The 22,670-nt window shown below is 65.9% G+C and carries 24 protein-coding genes; 15 read left to right on the top strand and 9 right to left on the bottom strand.

Going from position 1 to position 22,670, the window contains the following annotated elements:
* Positions 1–1,014, bottom strand: coding sequence for an isopenicillin N synthase family dioxygenase (locus tag ACX3PH_RS03855; protein ID WP_459089555.1), 1,014 nt, complete (start codon positions 1,012–1,014; stop codon positions 1–3).
* Positions 1,015–1,151: 137 nt separating this feature from the next.
* On the opposite strand from ACX3PH_RS03855, the gene ACX3PH_RS03860 reads away from it, so the two are divergent.
* Both ACX3PH_RS03860 and ACX3PH_RS03865 read left to right on the top strand, forming a co-directional pair.
* Positions 1,152–1,499 (top strand): cupin domain-containing protein, encoded by a 348-nt coding sequence (locus ACX3PH_RS03860; protein WP_459089557.1) that lies wholly within the window; start codon positions 1,152–1,154, stop codon positions 1,497–1,499.
* Between the two features lie 17 nt (positions 1,500–1,516).
* Entirely contained in the window at positions 1,517–2,350 is an 834-nt protein-coding gene (locus ACX3PH_RS03865) for an alpha/beta fold hydrolase (RefSeq protein WP_459089559.1), read from the top strand.
* A gap of 105 nt (positions 2,351–2,455) precedes the next feature.
* Here the strand turns inward: ACX3PH_RS03865 and ACX3PH_RS03870 are convergent, their stop codons facing one another.
* Positions 2,456–3,925, bottom strand: a complete 1,470-nt coding sequence (locus ACX3PH_RS03870; protein WP_459089561.1) for a helix-turn-helix domain-containing protein — start codon at positions 3,923–3,925, stop codon at positions 2,456–2,458.
* Positions 3,926–4,055: 130 nt separating this feature from the next.
* On the opposite strand from ACX3PH_RS03870, the gene aceA reads away from it, so the two are divergent.
* Both aceA and aceB read left to right on the top strand, forming a co-directional pair.
* Positions 4,056–5,357 carry an isocitrate lyase gene (gene aceA / locus ACX3PH_RS03875; protein WP_459089563.1) on the top strand — a complete coding sequence of 434 codons (1,302 nt, stop codon included), beginning with the start codon at positions 4,056–4,058 and terminating at the stop codon, positions 5,355–5,357.
* A 119-nt stretch (positions 5,358–5,476) separates the two neighbouring features.
* Positions 5,477–7,087, top strand: coding sequence for a malate synthase A (gene aceB / locus ACX3PH_RS03880; RefSeq protein ID WP_459089565.1), 1,611 nt, complete (start codon positions 5,477–5,479; stop codon positions 7,085–7,087).
* A gap of 118 nt (positions 7,088–7,205) precedes the next feature.
* Here aceB and ACX3PH_RS03885 read toward each other — a convergent pair whose 3' ends face one another.
* The 4 genes from ACX3PH_RS03885 to ACX3PH_RS03900 form a co-directional block, all read right to left on the bottom strand.
* On the bottom strand, positions 7,206–7,559 hold the full coding sequence (locus ACX3PH_RS03885; RefSeq protein ID WP_459089567.1) for a GntR family transcriptional regulator: 354 nt from the start codon (positions 7,557–7,559) through the stop codon (positions 7,206–7,208).
* Positions 7,559–8,479: a hypothetical protein gene (locus ACX3PH_RS03890; RefSeq protein WP_459089569.1), complete on the bottom strand. Its 921-nt coding sequence runs from the start codon at positions 8,477–8,479 to the stop codon at positions 7,559–7,561. The genes ACX3PH_RS03885 and ACX3PH_RS03890 overlap by 1 nt, the downstream gene beginning before the upstream one ends.
* On the bottom strand, positions 8,476–9,384 hold the full coding sequence (locus tag ACX3PH_RS03895) for a hypothetical protein (protein WP_459089571.1): 909 nt from the start codon (positions 9,382–9,384) through the stop codon (positions 8,476–8,478). The genes ACX3PH_RS03890 and ACX3PH_RS03895 overlap by 4 nt, the downstream gene beginning before the upstream one ends.
* 189 nt (positions 9,385–9,573) lie before the next feature.
* Positions 9,574–10,011 carry an Lrp/AsnC family transcriptional regulator gene (locus ACX3PH_RS03900; RefSeq protein ID WP_459089573.1) on the bottom strand — a complete coding sequence of 146 codons (438 nt, stop codon included), beginning with the start codon at positions 10,009–10,011 and terminating at the stop codon, positions 9,574–9,576.
* 103 nt (positions 10,012–10,114) lie between these two features.
* Between ACX3PH_RS03900 and ddaH the strand changes: the two genes are divergently transcribed.
* From ddaH to ACX3PH_RS03925, 5 genes are all read left to right on the top strand, one after another.
* Complete coding sequence (gene ddaH / locus ACX3PH_RS03905; RefSeq protein WP_459089575.1) at positions 10,115–10,951, top strand: dimethylargininase; 837 nt, start codon at positions 10,115–10,117, stop codon at positions 10,949–10,951.
* Positions 10,924–12,153: an ornithine--oxo-acid transaminase gene (gene rocD, locus ACX3PH_RS03910; RefSeq protein WP_459089577.1), complete on the top strand. Its 1,230-nt coding sequence runs from the start codon at positions 10,924–10,926 to the stop codon at positions 12,151–12,153. Before ddaH ends, rocD begins: the two co-directional genes overlap by 28 nt.
* 134 nt (positions 12,154–12,287) lie before the next feature.
* The gene (locus ACX3PH_RS03915) at positions 12,288–12,560 is read left to right on the top strand and encodes a ribbon-helix-helix domain-containing protein (protein ID WP_459089579.1); all 273 of its coding nucleotides are present in this window, start codon (positions 12,288–12,290) and stop codon (positions 12,558–12,560) included.
* Complete coding sequence (locus ACX3PH_RS03920; protein ID WP_459089581.1) at positions 12,561–12,971, top strand: type II toxin-antitoxin system VapC family toxin; 411 nt, start codon at positions 12,561–12,563, stop codon at positions 12,969–12,971. It abuts the gene before it with no gap.
* Between the two features lie 91 nt (positions 12,972–13,062).
* Complete coding sequence (locus tag ACX3PH_RS03925; protein ID WP_459089583.1) at positions 13,063–14,178, top strand: carboxylate-amine ligase; 1,116 nt, start codon at positions 13,063–13,065, stop codon at positions 14,176–14,178.
* Here the strand turns inward: ACX3PH_RS03925 and ACX3PH_RS03930 are convergent.
* Complete coding sequence (locus ACX3PH_RS03930) at positions 14,143–15,384, bottom strand: alpha-hydroxy acid oxidase (protein WP_459089585.1); 1,242 nt, start codon at positions 15,382–15,384, stop codon at positions 14,143–14,145. The genes ACX3PH_RS03925 and ACX3PH_RS03930 overlap by 36 nt on opposite strands.
* 109 nt (positions 15,385–15,493) lie before the next feature.
* Here ACX3PH_RS03930 and ACX3PH_RS03935 point away from each other — a divergent pair, with 109 nt between their 5' ends.
* Positions 15,494–16,366, top strand: coding sequence for an alpha/beta fold hydrolase (locus ACX3PH_RS03935; RefSeq protein ID WP_459089587.1), 873 nt, complete (start codon positions 15,494–15,496; stop codon positions 16,364–16,366).
* 4 nt (positions 16,367–16,370) lie between these two features.
* Here ACX3PH_RS03935 and ACX3PH_RS03940 read toward each other — a convergent pair whose 3' ends face one another.
* Positions 16,371–17,690: an MFS transporter gene (locus ACX3PH_RS03940; protein WP_459089589.1), complete on the bottom strand. Its 1,320-nt coding sequence runs from the start codon at positions 17,688–17,690 to the stop codon at positions 16,371–16,373.
* Positions 17,687–18,100 carry a MarR family winged helix-turn-helix transcriptional regulator gene (locus ACX3PH_RS03945; protein ID WP_459089591.1) on the bottom strand — a complete coding sequence of 138 codons (414 nt, stop codon included), beginning with the start codon at positions 18,098–18,100 and terminating at the stop codon, positions 17,687–17,689. Before ACX3PH_RS03945 ends, ACX3PH_RS03940 begins: the two co-directional genes overlap by 4 nt.
* 71 nt (positions 18,101–18,171) lie before the next feature.
* Between ACX3PH_RS03945 and ACX3PH_RS03950 the strand changes: the two genes are divergently transcribed.
* The 5 genes from ACX3PH_RS03950 to ACX3PH_RS03970 are packed head-to-tail and all read left to right on the top strand — an operon-like array spanning position 18,172 to position 22,670.
* A complete protein-coding gene (locus ACX3PH_RS03950) occupies positions 18,172–18,849 on the top strand; it encodes a trimeric intracellular cation channel family protein (RefSeq protein WP_459089593.1) in 678 nt (225 codons plus the stop codon).
* Between the two features lie 33 nt (positions 18,850–18,882).
* On the top strand, positions 18,883–19,932 hold the full coding sequence (locus ACX3PH_RS03955; RefSeq protein ID WP_459089595.1) for a lipoate--protein ligase family protein: 1,050 nt from the start codon (positions 18,883–18,885) through the stop codon (positions 19,930–19,932).
* Positions 19,911–20,996, top strand: a complete 1,086-nt coding sequence (locus tag ACX3PH_RS03960; protein ID WP_459089597.1) for a FecCD family ABC transporter permease — start codon at positions 19,911–19,913, stop codon at positions 20,994–20,996. Before ACX3PH_RS03955 ends, ACX3PH_RS03960 begins: the two co-directional genes overlap by 22 nt.
* Complete coding sequence (locus ACX3PH_RS03965; protein ID WP_459089830.1) at positions 20,993–21,787, top strand: heme ABC transporter ATP-binding protein; 795 nt, start codon at positions 20,993–20,995, stop codon at positions 21,785–21,787. Before ACX3PH_RS03960 ends, ACX3PH_RS03965 begins: the two co-directional genes overlap by 4 nt.
* 16 nt (positions 21,788–21,803) lie before the next feature.
* Complete coding sequence (locus tag ACX3PH_RS03970) at positions 21,804–22,670, top strand: DNA-methyltransferase (protein ID WP_459089599.1); 867 nt, start codon at positions 21,804–21,806, stop codon at positions 22,668–22,670.

Consider the following 22,670-nt stretch of genomic DNA (forward strand, 5'->3'; position numbering starts at 1 on the left):
TTACTTCACCAGTTCCGGGTGGTGGATGGCCGCGACATCCGGATGCGCGCGCAGCCTGCTCTTCAAGGCGTTCTTCCCGTAGGTGTCGAATAGCGGCTGGCCCGCAGCGTCCAGGGTCACGCCGTTCGCCTGCACCTGCAGTTCAGGCGGAAGGGTCAGCGTCGGAATCATCTCGTCGAGCGCCGGCGCATAGAAGAACGGCACGGAGATGCGGTCGTCGCCGGCCTTCGGTGACACCACGCGGTGGTTGGTCGCCTTCAGGTAGCCACCCGTCGCCACCTCGAGCAGCTCGCCGATGTTGACCACGAATGCGCCGTTCAGCGGGGGAGCGTCGATCCACTCGCCGTCCTTCTCCACCTGGAGGCCGCCTTTGCCGTCTTCCACGTAGAGCAGGGTCAATACGCCGAAGTCCTTGTGGGCGCCGACGCCCTGCTGCGGTTCGGGGTCGTCCTTGCCGGGGTATCGCACGATCTTGATCAGGGTTGACGGGCGCTCCTTGAAGGCCTCGTCGAAAAAGGTCGGCTCGGCACCGAGCGACTGCGCCCAGGCCTGCATCAGCTTGAGGCTGACCGCGTTCAGCTGGTCCTGCCAGCGGGTGACGACATCGCGAAGGTGAGGGAGGGCATCCGGCCACTGGTTGGGGCCCTCGAGCACCCAGTAGTCGGGGGTGTCCGGCTCCTTGGGGATGGCCTCGCGCTCCGGGCCGATGTCGATCTGCTCGCGCCAGTCGGTCTTGCCGAGGGTGAGTTCGCCTCCGATGCGGGTGTAGCCGCGGAAGTGTGGGCTCTTCAGGTTCTCAATGCTCATCTTCTCCTCCACGGGAAGGTCGAAGAAGTCCCGCGCCGTGGTGATCGCGTCATCGAGCAGTTCCTGCGGAACGCCGTGCCCGGTCAGGTAGAAGAAGCCGTACTCGTGGGTCGCTTCGCGCAGCTCGGTGCGGAAGGCATCCGCTTCGGTTTCCCCCTCGTCCAGTCGTGACAGGTCGAGAACGGGGAGGCGCATTTCGGAGGGCATGCTCTAGGTGTATCAGCCCAGATTGTGTGTTCCGGGAATGTTACGCGGTGCCCCATCTTCTCCACTGCGGATGCAGCGACATGCTTGTCCGAACCGGCGCGGTTGACCCCAGCGCCGCCGGGGTGTGGAATCGGACCATGGCAGACATCCGAACGATTGACATCGCCGAGGTGATCGCCGCGAGCCGAGGTGCGGGCCGGTTCGAGGGCAAGAACCACGGCTCACCCGTGTCGTTCTTCTACGTCACCAGCGAACCGGGCAAGGGCGCGAGCAAGCACCGGCATCCGTACATCGAAACGTTCGTCATCATCGACGGCGACATCGACGTCACGGTGGACGGAACGACGCAGCGGATGCAAGGTGGCACCATCGCGATCATCCCGGCGAACGCCTGGCACGAGTTCACCAACATGGGGGATCGGCGGGCGCTGATGGTGAACATCCACCCGGTGGACGAGATGGTCCAGGAGAACTGGACCGAGTAACGAGGGAAGGAATCACGATGGCATTCATCACCGTCGGCCAGGAGAACTCGACCGACATCGAATTGTTCTACGAGGATCACGGCTCCGGCCAGCCGGTGGTGCTCATCCACGGGTACCCGCTGAACGGTCGGTCCTGGGAGAAACAGGAGGCAGTGCTGCTGGATGCCGGATTCCGCGTCATCGCCTACGACCGCCGTGGTTTCGGGCAGTCGAGCCAGCCGACGATCGGGTACGACTACGACACCTTCGCCGCTGACCTGAAGGTGATCATGGACACCCTCGACCTGCAGGGCGCCGTGCTGGTCGGGTTCTCGATGGGTACCGGTGAGGTGGCGCGTTACCTGAGCAGCTACGGGTCTGAACGGGTAGCCAAGGCTGCGTTCCTCGGTTCGCTCGAGCCGTACCTGCTGCAGGCGGACGACAACCCCGCTGGCGTCCCGCAGGCGGTGTTCGATGAGATCAGCCAGTCGGCGATCGCCGACCGGTACGACTGGTTCGACAACTTCTTCATCAACTTCTACAACACGGATGAGACGCTCGACTCGCGACTCAGCGATGCCGCCCTGCGTGGCAGCTGGACGGTGGCGGCCGGCGCATCCTGGTACGCCTCGTCGGCCGTGGTGCCGACCTGGCTGACCGACTTCCGCGAGGATATTCCGAAGATCGACGTGCCGACGCTGATCATGCACGGAACGGCTGACCGCATCCTGCCGATCGACTCGACCGGGCGGCCGTTCTCCAAGCTGATGCCGACCGCCGACTACGTCGAACTCGAGGGCGCGCCGCACGGCATGCTGTGGACGCACGCCCACGAGGTGAACGCCGCGCTGCTGCGCTTCCTCGCGAAGTAGAACTTCTGTGGGTTGAGTAGGTCGCTCAGCGACCGTATGGAAACCAGCGGCGAGGTTTCGATACGCGTGCTCCTGCGTCGCGCGCTACTCAACCCACAGCGATTCTCAGCGAGCGGATGCCGGCGCGTGGCGCTCCAGGAACTGGTAGACCTCGGTCTGGTCGACACCGGTGAACGTGCCGGCCGGGGCCGCCGCCAACAGTGACGACTGCAGGCGCGGGCTCGGGAACGACTGCGCCGCCCACTTGTCCTCGAGTTCCTGCGGGGCCCGCCGGCAGCATCCGGGGTCTGGGCAACTCGACACCCTGCGGTTGGCGGTGTCCCTCCCACGGAACCACTTGGCGTGCACGAACGGCGTGCCGAGGCTCACCGAGAACGCGCCCTGGGCGGTCGACTGGATGCTCGAGGTGCACCAATAGGTTCCGGCCGGCTTGTCGGTGTACTGGTGGTATGGGCTGAACCGGTCGTGGGCATCGAACACCTGCCTGGCACTCCACTGGCGGCAGACGAGTTGGCCTTCGATAGCGCCCAGGGCATCCGTCGGGAATGCCGCATTGTCGTTCTCGTAGGCCTTGGAGATCGCGCCCGATTCGTGCACCTTGAGAAAGTGGACCGGGAGTCCCAGGTGCTGCGTGGCCAGGTTGGTAAAGCGGTGGGCGGCCGTCTCGTAGCTGACGGCGAACGCGTCGCGCAGATCCTCGACCGACAGTTCCTTCTTCTCCTTCGCCTTCACGAGGAACTCCACCGCGCCCTTCTCCGGGATCATCAGCGCGGCGGCCAGGTAGTTGGTCTCCACCCGCTGGCGCAGGAAACTGGCGTAGTCGGTGGGCTCCTTGGTGCCGAGCACATGGCTGGCCAGCGCCTGCAGCAGCGCCGTTCGGGGGTCGCCGCCGGCATCCATCTTCAGGTAGATGCGCCCGTGGGTGAAGTCGCTCACCGAGCGGGTCGATCCGGGCAGGTCGCTGACGTAGTGCAACGAGAAGCCGAGGTGGGTGGCGAGGTCGGATGCCACGCGCTGCGACAACGGACCTCCCGTGTGCCCGACCGCCGCCAGCAACTGGCGGGCGTGCGCCTCAAGCTCCGGGAAGTAGTTGCCCTGCCTGCGCATCTCGTGGCGAAGCTCGGTGTTGACGCGCCTGGCCTCCTCCGGGGTGGCCGCGCGCTCGCGGTAGAGGCGCTCGAGTTCACGGTGCAGGCCGAGGATCGTCTCGATCGCCTCATCGCTGAGCGACTTCCTGACCGGGAGGGTGGGGAGCCCCAGCGAGCTGAACAAGGGGCCGCGCTGGGCGCGCTCGAGGGCGATCTCCAACGCGGAGCGCCGACTCGGCGGCTCGTTGGTCAGCAGGTCGTCGAGAGTGACCCCGAGCGCCTTCGACAGGGTCTGCAGGTCGCTGATGCGCGGTTCGCGCTTGCCGTTCTCGAGCACGCTCACCTGCGAGGCGGCGCGGCCGATGGCGGCACCCAGGTCGTCGAGGGTCATTCCCCGACTGGTGCGCAGGTCGCGGATACGTCGGCCGATGGTGAGGGAGTCGAGCATCTCTTCATCGTGGCCGCGGGGGAGTGGTGAGTGGGGCATCCGCTCAGCCTCGCATGAATGGTTCTTCCGTGGAATAGAAGAATGCCGAAAATTCTGCCGAACTTTCTCGCGAAGGAGCCGCTTTCTTGCAACAGGCTGGCTGAACCACCACGAACAAGGAGACACCCTCATGAGCACCTCCCACCGCCCAGGCGACCAACTGCAGACCGCGTCAGAACTCGAGACCGAGTGGAAGACGGATGCCCGCTGGAGCGGCATCACCCGCGACTACGCCGCCGAAGACGTCATCGCCCTCCGCGGTCGTGTCCGTGAGGAACGCACCCTCGCCCGCCGCGGCGCAGAGAAACTGTGGGAGCTCATCAACGGCCCGGAAGACCAGTGGGTGCACGCGCTCGGCGCGCTGACCGGAAACCAGGCCGTGCAGCAGGTGCGCGCCGGACTGAAGGCCATCTACCTCTCCGGCTGGCAGGTTGCCGCCGACGCGAACCTGAGCGGGCAGACCTACCCGGACCAGAGCCTGTACCCGGCCAACTCGGTTCCCGCGGTCGTGCGCCGGATCAACAACGCGCTGCTGCGTGCCGACCAAATCGAGCACGAAGAGGCCTCCGGCTCGATTGACTGGCTTGCGCCCATCGTCGCCGACGCCGAGGCCGGCTTCGGCGGCCCGCTCAACGCGTACGAGCTCATGCAGTCCATGATCGAGGCCGGAGCGGCCGGCGTGCACTGGGAGGACCAGCTGGCATCCGAGAAGAAGTGCGGACACATGGGAGGCAAGGTGCTGGTGCCGACCGGCCAGCACATCCGCACCCTGAACGCGGCACGACTGGCGGCGGATGTCGCCGGCGTCCCGTCGATCATCATCGCGCGCACCGACTCGCTCGCCGCCACCCTGCTCACCAGCGACATCGACGAGCGCGACCAGCCGTTCATCACCGGGGAGCGCACGGCGGAAGGCTTCTACAACACGCGGCCCGGCATCGAGACGGTGCTCGCCCGTGGGCACGCCTACGCGCCATACGCCGACCTGCTGTGGGTCGAGTCGTCCGAACCCGACCTGGAGCTGGCGCGCACCTTCGCCGAGAGCATCCACCGGGAGTTCCCCGGCAAGAAGCTGGCGTACAACTGCTCGCCGTCGTTCAACTGGAAGAGCCACCTCGATGACGCCCAGATCGCGTCGTTCCAGCGGGAGCTCGCCTCGATGGGCTACTCGTTCCAGTTCATCACCCTCGCCGGGTTCCACTCGCTGAACCACTCCATGTTCACGCTGGCGCGCGACTACAGCCAGCGTCAGATGAGCGCATACGTCGAGCTGCAGGAGGCGGAGTTCGCCTCCGAGGCCGACGGCTACACGGCGACGCGCCACCAGCGCGAGGTCGGCACCGGCTACTTCGACCGCATTGCCACCGCCCTCAACCCCGGCAGCCAGACCCTGGCCCTCGTCGGCTCCACCGAGTCGCAGCAGTTCCACTAAACACACTTCACCCCTGCGGGTTGAGTAGCGCGCGAGCGCAGCGAGCACGCGTATCGAAACCTCACTGACAGCAGCCGGTCTCGGCGCACTCAACCCACGGATATTCAAGGAGAACGACCATGAACACCAGAATCGAGATCGCGGGCCCCATGCGCGATCGGTACGACGAAATCCTGACCGACGAGGCACTGAACTTCCTTGCCGAGCTACACGCCCGCTTCAGTGGCCGCCGTCACGACCAACTGGCCGCCCGGATGCAGCGCCGCTTCGACCTCGGGAACGGGCGCGACCTGCGTTTCCTGCCCGAGACATCCGCCATCCGTGAGGATGCCACCTGGCAGGTCGCCGGCGCCGGCCCGGGCCTCGAAGACCGCCGGGTCGAGATCACCGGACCGACCGACCCGAAGATGGCGATCAACGCCCTCAACTCGGGCGCGAATGTCTGGCTCGCCGACCAGGAGGACGCCACCAGCCCGACCTGGGGCAACGTCATCGGCGGGCAGTTGAGCCTGTTCGACGCGGTGCGCGGCCAGCTCTCCTTCACCAGCCCGGAGGGCAAGCGCTACGAGGTGAAGGACGAGACGCCCACCATCGTGATGCGGCCGCGCGGCTGGCACCTGGTCGAGAAGCACCTGCGCTTCACCGACCGCACCGGGACCACGATGGCGGCGTCCGGAAGCCTGGTCGACTTCGGCCTCTACTTCTTCCATAATGCGAAGACGCTCATCGCTGCGGGCCGCGGTCCGTACTTCTACCTGCCCAAACTCGAGTCGCACTACGAGGCCCGGCTGTGGAACGACGTGTTCTCGTTCTCAGAGGAGTACCTGGGGATCGAGCACGGCAGCATCCGCGCCACCGTGCTGATCGAGACGATCTCCGCAGCGTTCGAGATGGACGAGATCCTCTACGAGCTGCGGGACCACTGCGCCGGGCTGAACGCCGGCCGCTGGGACTACATCTTCTCTATCATCAAGAATTACCGCGGCCGTGGCCAGTGGTACGTGATGCCCGACCGCAAGCAGATCACGATGACGGTTCCGTTCATGCGGGCGTACACCGAACTGCTGGTCAGCACCTGCCACAAGCGTGGCGCCCACGCCATCGGCGGGATGAGCGCATTCATCCCCAACCGTCGCGACCCGGAGGTCACTGCGCGCGCCCTCGAGCAGGTCTCCGCAGACAAGCGCCGGGAGGCGACCGACGGATTCGACGGCACCTGGGTCGCGCACCCCGACCTGATCCCGACTGCCCGGGCCGAGTTCGACGCGGTGCTCGGTGACAAGCCGAACCAGGTCGACCGGCTGCGCGACGACGTGCACGTCACCCGGGACCAGTTGGTCGACATCCGCTCGATTGGCGGGACAGTGACGGATGCCGGCGTGCGCGACAACGTCTCCATCGGCATCCGCTACATAGAGTCGTGGCTGCGTGGTGTCGGTGCTGCCGCGATCGACAACCTCATGGAGGACGCCGCGACCGCCGAGATCAGCCGGTCACAGATCTGGCAGTGGATCCACCAGGACACCGTCACCGAGGAGGGCACCACCATCTCGCGCGAGTTCGTCGAGGGGATCATCGCATCACTCGACCTGCCGCGTGGCGACGGCGATCGGTTCGACGATGCGATCGAGGTGTTCCGTACAGTCGCACTGCAGGAGGAGTACCCGACCTTCCTCACCCTGTGCGCCTACACGCAGTACCTGGTGGAGGAGCCCGTCCCTGCCGGTTGAGTAGGCGCGCAGCGCCGTATCGAAACCAGGGAGACCAACCCCACGAGCCGGTTTCGGCGCGAGGAGTCAGCCGTTACAGGCTCTCCCCCGCCGAAATCCGCTCGCCCGCGCACGCGTCTCAGTCGCGCAGGGCCGCCCGCACGTACACGATCGCGGCATCCGCCCCCACACCCAGTTGGCGGATGCGATCGGCGTACGCCCGGGCGGCCTCCTGTGCACCGCGCTGGGCGGCGTCCCCCTGCGCAGCGACGAACGAGCCATTGCGGCCCCTCGTCTCGATGAGGCCAACCGCCTCCAGCTCGCGATAGGTGCGGGCAACCGTGTTGGCGGCGAGCCCGAGGTCCTCGGCAAGGCGCCGAACCGTCGGCAGTTTCGCCCCGGCTGCGAGGGTGCCGTCCCCAATCTGCTCGACCAGCTGCACGCGCAACTGTTCGAAGGGTGGCACTGCCGATTTCGGGTCGATGACCAGCATCAGGCATCTGCCCCCACCGGGTTGTCCGCCTCGGCCGCCAGCTCCGGCCACAGTCGACGCAGGAAGTGGCGCTGGGTCTTCGCCGCGCGGGCGGCCCATAGCGCGATGAAGGTGCAAATCAGAAGCGTGGCGAAGACGCCGAAAGAGATGCTGTTGGGTTCCTCGACTCCCGCTGACATGATCCCCAGCGCCGAGCCGGTAAGTCCCAGCGCGTATGCGCTCAGGACCAGCGGCGCGTAGCGCAGATCCCGCAGGACCTGAAAACGAAAAGCGTCATCCCAGACGAGCTCATCGAGCGACCCGATCGGGCGCCCCTTCGCGACTATTCTCCTGGCGGCCACCTCGAAGACGACAAGTGAGGTCACGGCCATCGCGGCGAGGATCACCCCACAGATGAACATCGACTGGCTGGACACCGATGTCCAGCGGAGTTCATTTCCGACGAGTGAAAGTGGGATGGCAGCAACGGCGAACACGACGGGCAGTCGCGCCGTCCATCGGTCGAGCGGTGCCAGGTAGTCGTCGAGAGCGACTGCCGTCGCCCTCGCAAGCCGCTCGTGATCGCCGACTCGAGGGCGTGCGGAAAACAGTGCCGCGATGGCCGTGGCAATGGCCGCACCAGTGAACATCCCCCCAAACAATGTCCAGAGGATCAGGTGCTCCGGCAGGGACTGAAGTGCGGGGGTGACTGCGGTCGCCGAAGCTGCGATACCGACCACTCCGCCCAGCAGATAGCTCCGCCGTTGGTTCACCATCCGTCGGCGAAGGGGTTCGCCCAGTTGAGCGGGAAGGGTGAGGCCGAGGGAATTCTCGAATCGCAATACCGCCCGCTCCCGCGCATGGGGCAGTGAGTCCCCAAGGAGGAGTGCCGCGGTAACAGCGGCGTAGGCTCCGACGATCCACCAGAGGGTGTCGGTCACAGCCCGGCCCCGGTTGCCAGCTCGGGCCAGAGGCGCCGCAGGAAGCGTCGCTTCACGGCCAATGCGCTCACCAGCATGCCAACGGCGATCACGAGCGTGACGATGGCGAGGCAGAGAGAAGCGATCGCAAATCCGACGCGGGCGCTGTCGTCCGGTGAGACGAGCAGCGGGTTGAGGGCCATGAGCAGGACGTAATAGCCGAGGAAGGTCGGAGCGCTCACGAGCTCTCGGATGGTGATGGCGCGAACCGCGTCTTCCCAGACGAGGTCTTCTGGCGACGTCACATGATTGCCCATCGCGACCACCCGGCGTCCCACCAGCTCGCAGGCAATGAGTGTGCCGACAGTCACCAGCGCGAGCACGATCGAGCCGACGAGGGCAGCTGTGCCGTCGTAGCGCACCCAACCGACCTGTGCGAGCGTCGTGATTGTCACCGTCGCGACGACGGCCAATCCCACGGGCACTCGTGCCAGCCACAGTTCAGCGGGCGAAACGTAGTCGCCCAGTTCGACGGCATGTGCTCGCGCGTATCGCGGCCGGTCGGAGGAGACGTCACCCGCAGAGCTTCGGAAGGCAGAAACGGATGTGCCGATCGCCCACCCGGCGAGTGTCCCTGCCACGACGACCAGCGGGTTGAGTCCATCAGCGGGCGTCGAGGCCGGCGAAAGGAGAAAGGCGATTGCGCTCGTGATGGCACCGATCATCGCGCCGATGGTGCTGCTTCGCCTGCGGTTCAGCATCCGCCGTCGTATCGGCTCCGCGAGTTGCTCAGGCAGGGGTAAGCCCACCTGGAGCGCGAACTTCGACACCACACGCTCCTGCGCGTGTGGACGCGCGTTCGCGATGAGCGCTCCGGCGCCGAGCGCGAGGTAGAGGCCGACTGCGATCCAACCCAGTGTTCCCATGCGCGTCCCTTGGTTCGCCACTCATTGTGCGAGTTCTGTAGCAATGTAGCAATACAAAAGGTGAGTCGTCAACGGGTGATCCTTCAACGGCAAGGCGGTTTGTTGACAAGCAGGCGAATCAGCCCACCTCGACGTCAACAAACCGTCTCGTGGTTGGAGCAGTGACCGGGACAGCGAAGCGGGCAGGCGCTAGTCCCGCGACCGGTGGATGAGCTTCGACAGCACGATGGAGCTGCGGGTGTGGTCGACGTTGGGGGCAAGCCGCACGCGCTCCAGGGCCTGCTCGAGGCTGGCGATGTCACGGGAGCGCATGTGCACCATGGCGTCGGCACTGCCGCTGACGGTTCCGGCATCCACAACCTCCGGCACCGCCGACAGGATGCGCTTCAACTCTTCTGGGGCGACGGTGCCCCGGCAGAACAGCTCCACATAGGCCTCGGTGGCGAGGCCATCGACGACCGGGTCGACCTGGATGGTGAACCCGCGGATGACTTTGTCGGCGACCAGCTTGTCGACGCGGCGTTTAACTGCGGATGCCGACAGACCGATCACTTCGCCGATGTCGCCATAACCTGCGCGGGCATTCTGCCTCAACAGATCGATGATTCCGTAGTCAAGATTGTCCATCCGCATACTCTATGGCGTTTCGTTGTGTATACACTAGGGAATACGTTGATTTGGTGCGCGAAAAGTTACCAAACTTGCATTGTGTGCGTGTGAGACTAGAAATATGACTTTGACCGACACCTCTGCGTCCACGCCCACCAGGCAGGCCACCGAGCGCTCCATCCTCATGTGCCGCCCGGAATACTTCACGGTGAACTACCGAATCAACCCGTGGATGCACCCGGAGCAGCCCACCGACACCTCGCTCGCCGTCTCCCAGTGGGAGGTTCTGTACCAGACCTACCTCGACCTCGGCTTCGATGTGCACCTGATCGACCCGATTGACGGACTGCCCGACATGGTCTACGCCGCGAACGGCGGATTCGTGATCGACGGCAAGGCATACGGTGCCAGTTTCACGCATCCGCAGCGCCAGGCCGAGGGTCCTGCGTACATGGACTGGTTCCGCACGAACGGATTCGATGTGCACGAGCCGAAGTTCGTGAACGAGGGGGAGGGCGACTTCCTGCTGGTCGGCGACGTCATCCTGGCCGGCACGGGCTTCCGCAGCTCGACCGACAGCCACCGTGAGCTGGCGGAGCTCTCCGGCCGCGAGGTCGTTTCGCTTGAACTGTCGAACCCGAGTTTCTACCACGTCGACACCGCCATCGCGAAGCTCGACGACACGAACATCGCGTACCTCGAGTCGGCGTTCAGCGCGGCCAGCCTGGCAGAGCTGCGCACGCGGTTCCCGGATGCGATCATCGCGACCGAAGAGGACGCGGCCGTTCTCGGTCTCAATTCATACAGCGACGGCTACAACGTGGTCATCGCATCACGCGCGAAGAATTTCGAGCGTCAGCTGCGTGAACGCGGCTACAACCCCATTGGTGTCGACTTGTCCGAGTTGCTGCTCGGCGGAGGAGGAGTGAAATGCTGCACGCTGGAACTGCGCCGCTGACCGCGGACGCGATCGCGCTCGAAGAGGAGCACGCTGCGCACAACTACCACCCGCTGCCCGTCGTGGTCTCCCACGGTGAGGGTGCCTGGGTGACGGATGTCGAGGGTCGCCGCTACCTGGACTGCCTGGCCGCGTACTCCGCCGTCAACTTCGGCCACAGCCATGCGGGCCTGATCGCGGTGGCCAAGGAGCAGCTCGACCGGGTCACGCTGACCAGCCGCGCGTTCCACAACGACCAGCTCGGCCCGTTCGTGACCGCGCTTGCCGAACTGGCGGGCAAGGACATGGTGCTGCCGATGAACACCGGTGCCGAAGCGGTCGAGTCCGGCATCAAGGTGGCCCGCGCCTGGGGTTACCGGGTGAAGGGCGTTGCCGCCGACCAGGCCAACATCATCGTGGCCGACGGCAACTTCCACGGTCGCACCACCACCATCATCAGCTTCTCGAACGATGAGGAGGCGCGCGCTGACTTCGGCCCGTACACCCCCGGTTTCCGTTCGGTCCCGTATGGTGACGCCGCCGCCCTCGAGGCTGCCATCGACGAGAACACCGTTGCGGTGCTGATCGAGCCGATCCAGGGCGAGGCCGGTGTGCTGGTTCCCCCGGCAGATTACCTGCCTGCCGTGCGGGAGATCACGTCCCGTCTGAACGTTCTCTTCATCGCCGACGAGATCCAGTCAGGGCTCGGCAGAACCGGTGCAACGTTCCAGTGCGACAACGTCGGAGTCGTCCCCGACCTGTACCTGCTCGGCAAGGCGCTCGGCGCCGGTATCGTGCCGGTCAGCGCCGTTGTCGGCAACCGCGACGTGCTCGGGGTGCTCCGGCCGGGCGAGCACGGCTCGACCTTCGGCGGAAATCCGCTCGCGGCGGCTGTCGGCCACGCAGTCGTCGACCTGCTCGCGACCGGCGAGTACCAGGAGCGAGCCCGTGTGCTGGGCGAGCGCCTGCGTGTCGACCTCGAACGCTTGATCGGCAATGGCGTGATCGCCGTGCGCACCGCCGGGCTCTGGGCCGGTATCGACATCGATCCCGAATTGGCTCCCGGACGCGTGGTGTGCGAGCGACTGATGGAACGTGGAGTCCTGGCGAAGGACACCCACGGTTCGACCATCCGCCTGGCCCCGCCGATCGTTGTCGAGGCCGAAGACCTCGACTTCGCCGTCACCCAGCTGGAGGCCGTGCTCGAAGAATTGAGGGCCTAGCAAGCCGAACCCCCGGGTACCCGCCCGCGAGAAGGCAGGAAGTCACCGAAACCCGATCCCTATCGGTGACTTTCTGCCTTTTCACCTTGGGAGCGACGGTACCGACCTGGTACCAGGAGCGGTACCATATTTCCATGGCCACCAACCTTCGGCTCCGCCCCGAGGCAGAAACCGCACTCCGCGAAGCCGCCGAACGCTCCGGGCGCTCGCAACAGGAACTGATCCGGGAGGCCGTCGATCGGTATCTCGGAATCGGAGTCATACCCCGTTCGCGTTCGATGGATGAGCTCATCGCAGATGGCACCGTGATCCCGCCACGGGTTCCCTATCGGCGACCCCACCGGCTTCTGGAACTTCCCGAGGGCGTCACGTCTCTCGATCTTCTCGATCGCGAAGACCGAATCTGAGTGCGAATTTACGTCGACAGCAGCGCCCTCATCAAGCGAGCAATCCGCGAGCATGAGTCCGCAGCGCTGATCGACGCCATCGATCAGTGGGTGGCGGAACAATCAGTGCTGTACTCGTCGACGCTGGCATGGATAGAAGTAACGCGAACCGTGCGGTCGCGGCTGGATCAGGAGCCGCCCGCAGAGGTCGTGCTGTCGATAGAGAACGCTGTGGCAGGCATCACCGAGTGCCGCATCACCGAGCCGGTGGCAGAAATCGCCCGCCGGATCGGTCCTTCAACGCTTCGCAGCCTGGATGCGATCCACCTGGCCACCGCGACGCTGATGGGTGCGGATGTCGTCTGCGCGTATGACACGCGGTTGTTGATCTCAGCGGCCGAACTCGGATTCCGCACGATCTCGCCCTCGTAGTGACCAGCGGATGTTCGGCATCCGTTCTGGTCAAGCACTGACGTTCACCAGCCACGCTGCTTAAGCTGCGGATACCGACCTGAGGAGAAGCGTGGCAACCTTCGGCATTGAAGAGGAGTACGTGTTCCTCGATCCGCTGACGCTGGAGCCGCGATCCGCTGCCAATGAGGTCTACCGCACCCTGGGGATCAGCCGGGCCGAGAGCCCGCAGGTTCAACGCGAGTACCTGGTGTGCCAGTTGGAGCGCACCACCCCGGTCTGCACGACCCTTGATGAGGGCCTGCGCGACCTGGGTGACTTCCGTCGCAGACTGCGAGGGGCCGCAGAGTCCCACGGAGTGCTGGTGGCCGGCACCGGCGCCCCGCCGAGAATGGCGGGTGCGGGACTGGTCACCAACAAGCAGCGCTACCACGCGGTAAGCATCAACTATCGCGCGCTGGTTCGCCAGCATTTCCTCAATGGCCTGCACGTCCACATCGGGATTCCGAACCGGGAGGTTGGCGTGCAGGTGATGAACCGCATGCGGCGGTGGATGCCCGTGATTGTCGCGCTGGGAGGCAATTCGCCGTTCTGGGAGAACATCGACACCGGGTTCAGCAGTTGGCGCACCATCAACCTGCAACGCTGGACCACCCACGGATGCCCGCCGGTCTTCGCCGATGCGGCGGACTATGAGCGGCGTACCACAAGCCTGCTCGGCGTCGGTGGCCACATGGACAGAGCATTGCTGGCCTGGAACATCCGTCTCTCCGAGAAGCACCCGACCATCGAGGTTCGCGGCCCTGACTCGCAGCTGGAAGCGTGGCAGTCTGTGCTGCTCGCCGCCATCATCCGCGGCCTGGTCGCGACCGCCATGGTGCGCGAGTTCCCGGGGCCGGGCCCTGAGCCCGAGCTGCTGAACGCCGCACTGTGGCACGCGGCGCGGGACGGCATCAGCGCGAACCTCGTGCACCCTGACACGGGCGAGATGCTGAGCGCAAAGCAGGTGACTGGTGACCTGCTCGACCTCATTGGCGGCGCACTAGATGAGCACGGCGACCGCGACAAGGTGAGCGGATGGCTGGATCGCCTCTTCGCGGAGGGCGCCGGTGCCGACCGCCAACGTGCGGCCTTCAACTCGGGCGGGCTGCCGGCGGTCGCCGCACTGCTGCGCAACACGGTGGCCGCAGAATCAGTCGCTCCGATGGCGGGGAACCAGGCGCTGTAGCTGCGTGACGTGGCGTGGCTCGAGCTCTTCGAGTGATGCGACCCCGAGCAGGCGCATCGTGCGTTCCACCTGGTCGCCGAGGATCTCGATGGAGCGGTCGACTCCTTCGCGCCCGCCCGCCATCAGCCCATAGAGGTAGGCGCGGCCGATCATCGTGAAGCGGGCACCGAGCGCGACGGATGCGACGACATCGGCCCCGGACATGATGCCGGTGTCAAGGTGGACCTCGAGGTCCCTGCCAACCTCACGAACGACATCCGGCAACAAATGGAACGGGATCGGGGCGCGATCGAGCTGGCGACCCCCGTGGTTGGACAGCGTCACGGCGTCGACGCCCATGGTCGCCAGCTTCTTCGCGTCGTCCAGGTTCTGCACGCCCTTGACGATGAGCTTGCCCTTCCATTGCTCCTTGATCCAGGCAAGGTCTTCGAACGTGACCGTCGGGTCGAACATGGTGTTGATCAACTCGCTGACGGTGCCGGGCCAACGATCGATCGAGGCGAAGGCGAGCGGCTCAGTGGTGAGGAAGTTGATCCACCACTCCGGTCGGGGGATAGCGCCCAGGACCGTCCTCGGTGTGAGTGACGGGGGAATGGACATCCCGTTGCGGGTATCGCGCAGGCGGGCACCGGCGACCGGCACGTCCACCGTCACCAGCAACGTGTCGTACCCCGCCTGCGCCGCCCGGTCGACCAGGGCCATCGAGCGTTCGCGGTCCTTCCACATGTACAGCTGGAACCAGTTGCGGCCGTGCGGGTTCGCGTCCCGCACATCCTCGATCGACGAGGTCCCCATCGTCGAGAGGCTGAAGGGGATACCCGCGGCTCCGGCCGCGCCGGCTCCGGCGATCTCCCCCTCGGTCTGCATCATCCGGGTGAAACCGGTCGGTGCGATTCCGAACGGCAGGGCGACGGGTGCGCCCAGGACATCCCATCTGGTGGACACGGTGGACACATCGCGGAGGATGCTCGGTGAGAACTCGATGTCTTCGAACGCCTGGCGGGCCCGCGCCAGTGAAACCTCCGCCTCGGCAGCCCCGTCGGTGTAGTCGAATGCTGCTTTCGGGGTGCGCCGCTGGGCGATCGTCCGCAGGTCGTAGATGGTGAGCGCGCTCGCCAGGCGACGTCGTCTCGCATTCAACTCTGGCGTCTTGAACTTCATCAGCGGGGCGAGCTCGCGGGGGCGTGGGAGTCGGCGCTTGACCATGGGGTGTCCTGTTCTTCCTACTTACACACTACGGACCTCGCCCCAAGTTCCCACGGCGACCCCCCCGCCAAATACACTGTCAGTCACGACAACGATGAGTGGAGGTACGGTGATCCGATTCACTGCGGCGCGGCAGGATCGCACCTTCACGGACGCGTACGGCGTGATCATCCACTTCTCCCTCTGGAAGGCGGGAAAGCCGAAGGCGGTCGTGCAGCTCGCCCACGGACTCGGCGATCACCTGGGTCGTTACGAAGCGCTGGCGCAGCGCCTGGTGACCGCCGGCTACACGGTCTACGCCGACGACCATCGTGGCCACGGCCGCACCGGCATGCAGCAATGGGACTCGGACGCCACCAAGCTGGGAAAGCTCGGGCGAGGCGGAATGCGCGCGACCGTGCAGGCCGTCGAACAGTTGACCGGCATCATCCACTCGGAGAATGAGGGACTGCAGCTGGTGCTGCTCGGCCACAGTTGGGGCTCGATCATCGTTCAGAAGATCATCAATACGGCATCCGAGAACTATGACGCCGTCATCCTGACTGGTACCGCGTACCGCACACTGCGGCGGATGAACGGCGGCAAGCTGAACGCCAGGCACAAGAACCTGGGATCCACCGGCCACGAGTGGCTGAGCCGCGATCCGAAGGTTGCCGAGGCGTTTGTGGAGGACCCGCTGGCTTTCACGGCGGAAGCGCTGAAGGCCTTCGGACTGGCCGACAGCATCCGCCTGCTGGGGCGTCCGTCCCGCAACATCGCGCACGACGTTCCGGTGCTGATCCAGATCGGCAGCGATGACGTGTTCGGTGGTACTCGCAGCGCCGAGCTGCTGGCCGAAAGCTACCTGAAGCGCTCCGGGCTGAGCGACGTCGAACTGATCATCTACACGGATGCCCGGCACGAGATCTTCAACGAGACGAACGCCGACGAGGTGATCGACGACACCATTGAGTGGATGGACGACCGCATCGCGAAGCGGTAGCGGGTCAGGAGCGCTGGGCCTCCGCCTCGACGATGGCGATCTCCTGAGTAGCCAGTGCACGGTTCGTATGGTGACCGTACGAGACGCGCAGCGGGCGCCGGCCCTTGTGAACGCGAACCCGCAGGTTCTGATACCTGACCATCCAGAACATGCACACCGACGCAGCCAGGAGGCCTGCGGCCACCGCGACCCCGAGCCCCCATCGCGGCCCGAACTGGTTGACGACCCATCCGGCCAGCGGCGCTCCGATCGGGGTACCGCCGACGAAGATCGCCAGGTAGAGGGCCATCACCCTCCCGCGCATTGCCGGTTTCACCGTCGTCTGCACGAAGGCGTTCGCGGTCGTCATGAACGACAGGGAGGTCAGCCCGACCAGCATCAGTGCCACCGCGAACAACTCAAGTGTCGGCATGACCGCAGCGATCAGGCAGGCGGCCGCGAAGAAGAATGCGGACGAGAAGATGACGCGCAGCCGTGGCCGTTCCCGCCGGGCGGACATCAGGGCACCGGCAACCGAGCCGATCGCCATCACCGAGGAGAGGAAACCGAACTCTCCGGCGCCGCGGTGGAACTCGATGGTCGCCATAGTGGAGATGTAGATCGAGAAGTTGAGGCCGAAGGTCCCGATCAGGCTCACCATGATCATGATCACGATGATCGGCGGTCTGCCCAACACATACCGGAACCCCGCCCGGATCTGCCCCTTCGCCCGGGATGCCCTGGGCTGCAGCCCCAGGTCACGCACCCGGATCATCAGCAGCGCGACCAGGGTGGCGATGAACGTCAGCGCGTTGATGAGGAACACAGGGCCCGCGCCAACCAAGACTGTGAGGCCACCGGCGACGGCCGGGCCGATCATCCTGGCGGTGTGGAAGGAGACGGAGTTCAGCGAGACAGCATTGGTCAGGTACTTCTTCGACACCAGCTCTGCCACGAAGGTCTGGCGGATGGGGGCGTCGATCGCCGCCGTGATTCCGAGCAGCAGGGCGAAGAGGTAGACGTGCCACAACTGGGCGACACCAAGCACGACGATCAGCCCCAGCCCCACGGCGAGCGCACCCATCGTCGACTGGGTGACCATGAGCATCCGCCGCACGTTGACCCTGTCCGCGATGAGGCCGGAGACCGGCATCAGGAAGAGCTGCGGCCCCATCTGCAGTGCCATGGTGATACCGACCGCCGCCGCGTCGTGTTCGGTGAGTTCGGTGAGGACGATCCAGTCCTGGGCGGTGCGCTGCATCCAGGTGCCGATGTTCGACATCAGGGCGCCGATGAACCAGACCCGGTAGTTGAAGACGCCGAGGGAGCGGAACATGGCCGTCACTTGTTCGCCAGCTCCTTCAGGATGGGCGTGACCTGCTCGAGCAGTTTGCGCTGGTCGGGGGGCAGGGCGGCTAGCTGGGTGGTGAACCAGGCGTCGCGGCGTCGCTTGGTCTCGCGGATGAACTCGCGGCCGGCATCGGACAGGTCGACTTTCACCTTGCGGGCGTCGTCCTCCGCCGTGATACGGGTGACCAGGCCGGCGGCGACGAGCGCGTTGACGGTGCGGTTCATGCTGGGCGGTGTGACACCTTCATGGGCGCTGAGCGAGCCCAGCGTTTGTGGACCCTCGCCGTGCAGGGTGAACATCACTGTGCGCTGACTTTCGGTGACATCGGTTGCCTGCATGGCGCGGATGCGCCTGGCCAGCCTCTGGATCGCGAACCGGAGTTCCTGGATGTCTTCTTGTCGCATAAATCGTTAGCCTAGCAAATTAGTTAGGCTAACTAAACTCGAGTCGGTCGATCCAGAGGGATAATTGCCGGATGGACCCTGCCGTCGAGAACGTAGGCGACCTCATCCGAATCGTCGACCTCGCCGGAGTTCTCGGCAACGCCATCCTCGGCGGGATCGCCGCCCGCAGCGCCCGCCTCGACCTGGTCGGTTTCGGCATCCTGGCGGTGCTGTCCGGGCTTGGCGGCGGGATCATCCGCGACACCCTCCTGCAGAACGGCGTACCGGTGGCGTTCACCGATCCGTACTACCTGATCCTGGCCATCGTTGGTGCAGTGATCGCGTTCCTGGTGCCGCTGCAGGGCAAGTGGACCCAGAGACCGCTCGTGCTGGTCGACGCGCTCGCGGTCGGATGCTGGTCGGCCGTCGGCGTGGAGAAGGCCCTGGACGCCGGGCTCGGCTGGCTGCCGGCGATCATCCTGGGCATGGTCACCGCGGTCGGCGGCGGCATGGTCCGGGACGTGCTGCTGATGAGGGTCCCGTCGATCTTCGGGGGCAACACGCTCTACGCGACCAGTTCATTGGCTGCCTGCGTGGTCACCCTGGTGCTCAGCGAGCTGGGGCAGCCTGAGATCGGTGCCGCCGCAGCGATCCTCACCGGGGCCGGACTCTCGCTACTGGCCCGCCGCTTCGGATGGGTGCTGCCGACCCGGGTGCGCCTCCCGAGACCGCGCTGGCGCCCGCGTCGGCGGTCCCGGAAGGGCCGTTAGGCTAACCCAAGAACCGATTCTGAGGAGTAACGGATGCACGGCGAGTACAAGGTCCCCGGCGGAAAGCTCGTCGTCGTCGATCTCGAGGTCGCCGACGGAAAGCTCGCGGGCTTCCGCCTCGCCGGTGACTTCTTCCTCGAGCCCGACTACGCGCTCGAACGCATCAACAGCGCCGTGAACGGCCTGCCCGAGAGCAGTGACGCGTCGAGCATCGCCGCTGCCATCCATGAGGCACTACCGGACGGCGCACTGCTCCTCGGATTCTCGCCGGAAGCCATCGCGGTGGCCATCCGGCGGTCGCTGGCCCGAGCAACCGAGTGGACCGACTATGACTGGCAGCTGGTGCACGGCGCCTCCTACCCTCCCGCATTGCAGTTGGCGCTCGACCAGGTTCTGGCCGAGGAGGTCGGTGCCGGGCGCCGCAAGCCGACGTTGCGCATCTGGGAGTGGGAGGAGCCGGCCGTTGTCATCGGCAGCTTCCAGTCGGTGAAGAACGAGGTCGACCGCGAGAACGCCGAGAAGTACGGCATCGAGGTGGTGCGGCGCATCAGCGGTGGCGGTGCCATGTTCATGGAGGCTGGGTCGGTCATCACCTACTCGATCTACGCACCGACCGAACTGGTGCAGGGGATGACGTTCGCCGACTCCTACGCCTACCTCGACGAGTGGGTCATCACCGCACTGAAGTCCCTCGGCATCGACGCCTTCTACCAGCCGCTCAACGACATCACCAGCGCGAAGGGCAAGATCGGCGGTGCCGCGCAGAAGCGCCTCGGCAGCGGTGCGGTGCTGCACCACGTGACCATGAGTTACGACCTGGATGCCGACAAAATGGTCGAAGTGCTCCGCATTGGCCGCGAGAAGATGAGCGACAAGGGAACCAAGAGCGCCAACAAACGCGTCGACCCGCTGCGCAGCCAGACCGGCCTCAGCCGCGCCGAGATCATCGAGCGGATGATCGAAACCTTCCGTGGTCTCTACGGGCTCACCGCGGCCGATCTGACTGAGGATGAGCTGCACCAGGCGGAGCTGCTGGTCGCCGAGAAGTTCGGCACCGAGGCATGGCTGCAACGGGTTCCGTGACGGAGGTTCCCTCTCGGGCGCGCCGCGCTCAGCTGGCGCGCGGTGCCGTCCTCGGGCTGGTGTTGACGGTCGCCCTGGTTTTCGGCGTTGTGCTGTCGGCCATCGCCGGCCAGTTGCCGATCACCCCGGCGGAGGTTCTCGGGTCCATCCTGCAGGCTGTTGGCGTACCGAATGAGTGGGCTCCGGATGATCCGATCATCGAGTCCACGCTCTGGGTGGTGCGCTTCCCGCGGCTGGTCATGGGGCTCATGGTCGGGGCGGCCCTCGCCGTTGCCGGTGCCGTCATGCAGGCGATCTTCGGCAACCCGCTGGCAGAGCCCGGTGTGGTGGGTGTTTCTTCGGGTGCCGCGCTCGGCGCATCCGTCAGCATCGTTCTCGGGCTCACCATTCTCGGCAGCTGGAGCACCGCCGCCTTCGCCTTCGCCGGCGGACTGCTCGCGGTGCTGCTGGTCTACTTCGTGTCCCGGGCGAGCGGCCGCACCGAGGTGGTCACCCTGCTGCTCACGGGTATTGCCATCAACGCGTTCGGCGGGGCTGGCCTCGCGCTGCTGCTGTTCTTCGGGGACACCGCGAGTCGCGAGCAGATCATCTTCTGGCAGCTCGGGTCACTGAACGGCTCCGGCTGGTCGGAGGTGCTGATCGTCGCCGTGATCGCCGTCGCCGGGCTCGCTGTCGCGCTGCTGTTCGCCCGCAAGTTCGACCTGTTCTCGCTGGGCGAGCGTGCCGCCCGCCACCTCGGCGTGAACGTGGAGCTGCTGAGGGTGCTGTCGATCCTGCTGGTTGCCCTGCTCACCGGTGCGGCGGTCGCCTTCTGCGGCATCATCGCCTTCGTCGGACTGGTCGTGCCGCACATCATGCGGATGGCGATCGGACCCAAGCACCGCCCGCTGATCCTGGCCAGCGCCGTGGGCGGTGGGGTGCTGATGGTGTTCGCCGACCTGATCGCACGCACCATGATCCCCGGCGCGGACCTGCCGATCGGCATGCTGACCTCTCTCATCGGCGGCCCGTTCTTCTTCTTCCTGCTCTACCGGGCCCGCAAGCAGAGTGGCGGGTGGGCATGATGACGGATGCCGCAGCACCCCGCATTCAGGCAACCAATGTCGGCGTCACCATCGAGGGCGCGACCATCCTCGACTCGATCGACCTGGACATCCGCGCGGGCGAGGTCCTGGCGCTGGTGGGACCGAACGGTGCCGGCAAGTCGACCCTGCTGGGCGTGCTGTCCGGTGATACGAAGCCGACCACCGGAACGGTCTCGTTCGAGGGCGTCGACGTCTATTCGATGAAACACCTCGAGCTGGCGCAGCGCCGGGCGGTGCTTACACAGGAGAACGCGGTCAGCTTCCCGTTCCGCGTGCACGAGGTCGTGGAGATGGGGCGCAGCCCCTGGGGGCGCACTCCCGACTACGAGAACGACAAGTCCGCCGTGGTCGACGCGATGAAGACGACGGATGTGCTGCACCTGGCCGGGCGTCGCTTCACGTCGCTCTCCGGCGGGGAGAAGGCGCGGGTGTCGCTGGCGCGGACGCTCGCGCAGCACACCGACACGATTTTCCTGGACGAGCCGACCGCCGCCCTCGACCTGCGGCACCAGGAGGACGTCATGCACACTGCCCGCGCCCTCACCAGGGACGGTAAGGCGGTCATCGTCGTGCTGCACGACCTGTCGCTGGCCGGCGCGTACGCCGACCGGATCGCACTGCTCGCCGGCGGCCGGCTCATGACGGTCGGCACCCCGGCCGAGGTGCTGACGGCGGAACTCGTCGAGCAGGCCTACGGCCTCGGCGTGCAGATCATGTCCCAGCCGGAGACCGGCCGTCCCATCGTGCTGCCCCTCCGCACCCCCCGCTGAATGGGAAGATAGCCCCATGCCGTCATCCTGGACCCCGACCTCCGCGAACCGGGTGATCCAGGGCGACAACCTCGAGGTGACCGCATCCTTGCCGGATGGCGCGTTCACCCTGGTCTACCTCGACCCGCCGTTCAACACCGGGCGCAGCCAGCGGCGGCAGTCCACCACCAGCGTTCGCAGCCCATCTCCAAGGGGCACGGTCGGATCCATCACCGGGTTCAAGGGCCTCCAGTACGAGCGAATCCGCGGCGACCTGATGAGCTACGACGACCACTTCGAGGACTACTGGTCGTTCCTCGAACCGCGCCTCGCCGAGGCGTGGCGACTGCTGGCGGATGACGGCACCCTGTACCTGCACCTCGACTATCGCGAGGCCCACTACGCCAAGGTGCTGCTCGACGCGCTGTTCGGCCGGGAGTGCTTCCTCAACGAGATCATCTGGGCCTACGACTACGGCGCCAAGTCGAAGAGCCGCTGGCCGACCAAGCACGACACGATCCTCGTCTACGTGAAGAACCCGGCCGGCTACCACTTCAATTCCGAGGCGGTCGATCGCGAACCATACATGGCGCCCGGGCTTGTCACGCCGGAGAAGGCGGCCAGGGGCAAGCTGCCGACGGATGTCTGGTGGCACACGATCGTGTCGCCCACCGGCAAGGAGAAGACCGGGTACCCGACGCAGAAGCCGGAGGGCGTGCTGCGCCGCATCGTGCAGGCGTCCAGCCGGGAGGGTGACTGGGTGCTCGACTTCTTCGCCGGCAGTGGCACCACCGGCGCCGTCGCCGGCGCGCTCGGGCGCAGGTTCCTGCTCATCGATGAGGGCGACGAGTCGATCACGATCATCCGCCGCCGCCTGGAGAAGGCCGGCATCGCCTTCGAGTGA

Source organism: Homoserinimonas sp. A520 (genome assembly GCF_054489245.1).

Bases quoted from the DNA above. Each gene is read 5' to 3' on its own strand.
- ACX3PH_RS03855 (WP_459089555.1), bottom strand. From the start codon at position 1,014: ATGCCCTCCGAAATGCGCCTCCCCGTTCTCGACCTGTCACGACTGGAC.
- ACX3PH_RS03860 (WP_459089557.1), top strand. From the start codon at position 1,152: ATGGCAGACATCCGAACGATTGACATCGCCGAGGTGATCGCCGCGAGC.
- ACX3PH_RS03865 (WP_459089559.1), top strand. From the start codon at position 1,517: ATGGCATTCATCACCGTCGGCCAGGAGAACTCGACCGACATCGAATTG.
- ACX3PH_RS03870 (WP_459089561.1), bottom strand. From the start codon at position 3,925: ATGCCCCACTCACCACTCCCCCGCGGCCACGATGAAGAGATGCTCGAC.
- aceA (WP_459089563.1), top strand. From the start codon at position 4,056: ATGAGCACCTCCCACCGCCCAGGCGACCAACTGCAGACCGCGTCAGAA.
- aceB (WP_459089565.1), top strand. From the start codon at position 5,477: ATGAACACCAGAATCGAGATCGCGGGCCCCATGCGCGATCGGTACGAC.
- ACX3PH_RS03885 (WP_459089567.1), bottom strand. From the start codon at position 7,559: ATGCTGGTCATCGACCCGAAATCGGCAGTGCCACCCTTCGAACAGTTG.
- ACX3PH_RS03895 (WP_459089571.1), bottom strand. From the start codon at position 9,384: ATGGGAACACTGGGTTGGATCGCAGTCGGCCTCTACCTCGCGCTCGGC.
- ACX3PH_RS03900 (WP_459089573.1), bottom strand. From the start codon at position 10,011: ATGGACAATCTTGACTACGGAATCATCGATCTGTTGAGGCAGAATGCC.
- ddaH (WP_459089575.1), top strand. From the start codon at position 10,115: ATGACTTTGACCGACACCTCTGCGTCCACGCCCACCAGGCAGGCCACC.
- rocD (WP_459089577.1), top strand. From the start codon at position 10,924: ATGCTGCACGCTGGAACTGCGCCGCTGACCGCGGACGCGATCGCGCTC.
- ACX3PH_RS03915 (WP_459089579.1), top strand. From the start codon at position 12,288: ATGGCCACCAACCTTCGGCTCCGCCCCGAGGCAGAAACCGCACTCCGC.
- ACX3PH_RS03930 (WP_459089585.1), bottom strand. From the start codon at position 15,384: ATGGTCAAGCGCCGACTCCCACGCCCCCGCGAGCTCGCCCCGCTGATG.
- ACX3PH_RS03945 (WP_459089591.1), bottom strand. From the start codon at position 18,100: ATGCGACAAGAAGACATCCAGGAACTCCGGTTCGCGATCCAGAGGCTG.
- ACX3PH_RS03950 (WP_459089593.1), top strand. From the start codon at position 18,172: ATGGACCCTGCCGTCGAGAACGTAGGCGACCTCATCCGAATCGTCGAC.
- ACX3PH_RS03955 (WP_459089595.1), top strand. From the start codon at position 18,883: ATGCACGGCGAGTACAAGGTCCCCGGCGGAAAGCTCGTCGTCGTCGAT.
- ACX3PH_RS03960 (WP_459089597.1), top strand. From the start codon at position 19,911: ATGGCTGCAACGGGTTCCGTGACGGAGGTTCCCTCTCGGGCGCGCCGC.
- ACX3PH_RS03965 (WP_459089830.1), top strand. From the start codon at position 20,993: ATGATGACGGATGCCGCAGCACCCCGCATTCAGGCAACCAATGTCGGC.
- ACX3PH_RS03970 (WP_459089599.1), top strand. From the start codon at position 21,804: ATGCCGTCATCCTGGACCCCGACCTCCGCGAACCGGGTGATCCAGGGC.